The organism is Streptomyces sp. SID486 (genome assembly GCF_009865385.1).
GTDB lineage: Bacteria > Actinomycetota > Actinomycetes > Streptomycetales > Streptomycetaceae > Streptomyces.
The window spans coordinates 1-3,699 of sequence record NZ_WWJT01000327.1 but is presented as its reverse complement, the minus strand read 5'-3'; the positions used below and the strand labels follow the sequence as shown (position 1 = coordinate 3,699).

Sequence of the window (3,699 nt, the reverse complement as noted above, 5' to 3'; positions counted from 1 at the left end):
CGGGTCGAAGTCGCCGGCCGCGTGCAGGAAGCCGCCTTCGCGCGCATAGCTCTTGCCCACGGCGCTCGGATCCGGGTCGTACAGGCCCTCGACATCCCAGCCGCGGTCCTCGGGGAAGCCCGAGATCGCGTCGGCACCGGCGGACACCAGCTGCCACAGCTCCTCCGGGGAGCTGACGCCTCCCGGGTAGCGGCAGCTCATCGCCACGATGGCGATCGGCTCGTGGTCCGCGGTCTCCGCGTCCTGGAGGCGTTGCCGCGTCTGGTGCAGTTCGGCGATGACCCGCTTGAGGTAATCCCGGAGCTTGTCTTCGTTACTCATCGCGCTTTCCCATCAAAATGCAGTCGGCCACTAGGCAGTCGGCGGAAAGGGTTCGACGTCGACCGAGGTCGGTCGCTCGTGCATCAGGACATTCGGTTCAGCTGATTCCGAGGTCGTCCACCATCTTGAAAAGGTCGCCGTCCGACGCTGATTCGAGCTGCTCGGCCAGATCGGCGCTTTCCGTTCCTTCCTGTGTGTCGCCGTATTTCGCGAGGAGATCTCGTAGCCGTCCGACGACGTCGGTGCGGCCGATCTCCTCCAAGGTCATGGCTGACAGACCCGCTTCGAGCCGGTCCAGTCCCACCGACACGGGCACGTCGCCGGCGTCGCCGCCGAGCGCGTCCCGCGGCGCCAACTCCTGGTACAGGAAAGCGGCCAGGGCCGTCGGCGTCGGGTAGTCGAACACGAGCGTGGCGGGCAGGCGCTGTCCGGTGACCGCGTTGAGCCGGTTGCGCAGTTCCACCGCTGTGAGGGAGTCGAATCCGAAATCCTTGAAGGCGCGAGCCGGTTCCACGGTCTCCACTCCGCCGTGGCCGAGTACGGCCGCGACATTGCGGCGTACGGCGTCCAGCACGACGCGTTCGCCTTCCGTCGCCGGCACAGCGGCCAGCCGTTCCCGCAGACCCGCCGATGCTGCTCCGGCGGCCTCCCCGGCGTCCCCGACGGACCGTTGCCCCGGCAGTACGCGGACCAACTCGCGCAGCACATGGGGAACTTCACCGCCGGTGTCACGGACCGACGCCCGTACAGCCGTCACATCGAGCCGCATCGGGGCGACCACCGGGTCTTCGCCGGCGCAGCAGGCGTCGAACAGCGCGAGTCCGTCGGCCGTCGGCAGCCCGCCGAGCCCGATACCGGCCATGCGTCGCTGGTCCGCCTCGCCCAGGCCGCCGGTCAGCGCGCTGCGCTGCTCCCACAGTCCCCAGGCCAGCGAAAGGGCCGGCAGGCCCTGGGCGCGGCGCCGGGTGGCGAGTGCGTCGAGGAACGCGTTCGCGGCGGCGTAATTGCCCTGACCGGCGGCGCCCAGCGTGCCCGCGGCGGAGGAGAACAGTACGAACGCGGTGAGGTCGGCGTCGGCCGTCAGCTCGTGGAGGACGGCAGCCGCCTCCGCCTTGGGGCGCAGCACCGTGCCGATGCGCTGGGAGGTCAGCGAGGTGACGACGCCGTCGTCCAGCACGGCCGCCGCGTGCACCACACCCTTGAGCGGATGTTCGGCGGGGACGGCCGCGAGCACCGCGCCGAGGGCGGCGCGGTCCGCCGCGTCGCAGGCCGCCCAGGTCACCGACGCGCCCGCCGCGGTGAGTCGGGCAGTGAGTTCCGGCGCGCCCTCCGCCTCGGCACCCCTGCGGCTCAGCAGCAGCAGGTGCCGTACCCCGTGTTCGGCCACGAGGTGCCCGGCCACGAGACCGGCCAGCGTGCCACTCGCCCCGGTGATCAGGACGGTCCCTCGCGGGTCCCAGGTCGCCGCGGGGCCGGCGGGTGCAGCGGGTACGGACGCGGACGAGCCTGTCGTCGTACTCCCGCCGGCCGCCGTGGTCGGTGCATACTCCGCCGTCGGTGCGTTGTGCGCCGTCGGTGCGTTGTGCGCCGTGGGTGCGTTGTGCGCCGCCGGTCCGTCGTCCGCAGCTCGGACGAGCCTGGGCAGCAGTACACGTCCCGCGCGGACGGCCAACTGCGGCTCACCCGAAGCGAGAGCGGCGGCCACCGGCGCGGACGCGAACGCGGACGGATCGTCGGTGTCGAGGAGGAGCAGCCGGTCGGGGTGCTCTGCCTGTGCCGAGCGCACCAGCCCCCAGACGGCCGTTCCCACCATGTCCTGAACGGCCTGTTCTGCAGGATCCGCAGCGAGCGGAGAGGTGTTCACCGCGCCCTGGGTGACGATCACCAGGCGCGCGTCGGCGAAGCGGTCGTCCGCCAGCCAGTCCTGCACCCAGGCCAGCGTCCCCGCCACCGCGGAGCGCAACCGCTCGCCCCCGCCCATGCCCGCACCCGGGCCCGTGCCGATGCCCGCACCCGTGCCGGTGCCGGGAGCGCCCGGTACGGAGAGGAAGACCCATTCCGGCACGGCGGCGCCGTCGCCCTGCGCATCCGTACCGGTGTGGGCCTCACCCAGGCTCTTCAGGTCCGCGTGCACGGCCACGTCCCAGCCGCCCGACCGCAGGCACGCGGCCAGACCCGGCCCGTCCGGTTCGCCGACCACGGCACAGCGGAGCGCAGGAGCCACCTCGCTCGCCGGGAGTGGCATGGCGTGCCATGCCAACCGGAAGAGGGAGTCGCGCAAAGCGGCGCCCCGGGCGGTGTCGATCTGCTCGGCCGTGACCGGGCGCGTCACCAGCTCGCCCACGGAGGCCACCAGCCGACCGGACTCGTCCGCCACGACCGCGGACACACCTCCGGCGCCGGCGGCCGAGAGCCGTACCCGGACGGTGCTCGCGCCGGTGGCGTACAGGCGGACGCCGTTCCAGACGAACGGCAACCGGATCTGGTGCCGGTCCTCGCCGTCCGGCTCGGTCAGGCCGCCCGGGCCGGCCACGTGCATGGCGGCGTCCAAGAGTGCCGGGTGGAGTCCGAAGCGCACGGCCTCCGCCGTGTGCTCCTGCGGCAGCGCGATCTCGGCGAACACTTCGGTACCGCGCCGCCAGGCCGCACGAACCCCCTGGAAGACCGGTCCGTAGACCAGCCCGCCCGTCGCGAAGCGCTCGTACATACCTTCGATGTCCAGCGCCTCGGCGCCGGTCGGCGGCCACACTCCCGGCTCGTCCGACACGGATTCCGCCGCTTCGACCGCACTTTCGGTGACGACAGCGCCGACGTGCCGCGTCCACGGCTGGTCCGGGTCACCGGACTCCTGCCGCGCGTACACGTTGACCGACCGCCGGCCGGTGTCGTCCGGGCCGCCGACGACGACCTGGAGCTGGACGGCGCCGGTCTCGGGCAGGACCAGTGGCGCCTCCAGGACCAGGTCGTCCACGCGTGTGCAGCCGAACCGGGCACCGGCGTGCAGGGCCAGGTCCACGAAGGCCGTCCCCGGTACCAGCACGGCACCCAGTACCGCGTGATCCACCAGCCACGGGTGTGTCCGTGCGGACAGTCGGCCGGTGAAGAGGCAGCCGTCGGAGTCGGGCAGTGTCACGGCCGCACCCAGCAACGGGTGGTCCGCCGCGCCCAGACCGACCGAAGCGACGTCACCGGCGGCCGGCACCGGCTCCAGCCAGTAGCGTTCGCGCTGGAAGGCGTAGGTGGGCAGATCCACCCGCCGGGGGCCGTACGGTGCCAGGTAGGCGGCCCATTCCACGTCCTGGCCCTGGACATGGAGCTGCGCCAACGCCTCCAGCAGCGTGCCCGCCTCACCACGGTCCTTGCGCAGCACCGGCACGA

2 protein-coding genes are annotated in these 3,699 nt (G+C 72.5%); both read right to left on the bottom strand.

Annotated features, from left to right (window positions below; translation table 11 throughout):
- Positions 1-321: beta-ketoacyl synthase N-terminal-like domain-containing protein (locus GT045_RS15255; protein ID WP_202528135.1), on the bottom strand; the 321-nt coding region annotated here is incomplete at its 3' end.
- Between the two features lie 97 nt (positions 322-418).
- Positions 419-3,699 (bottom strand): type I polyketide synthase (locus tag GT045_RS15250; RefSeq protein ID WP_161334493.1); only part of this gene is annotated, 3,281 nt, incomplete at its 5' end.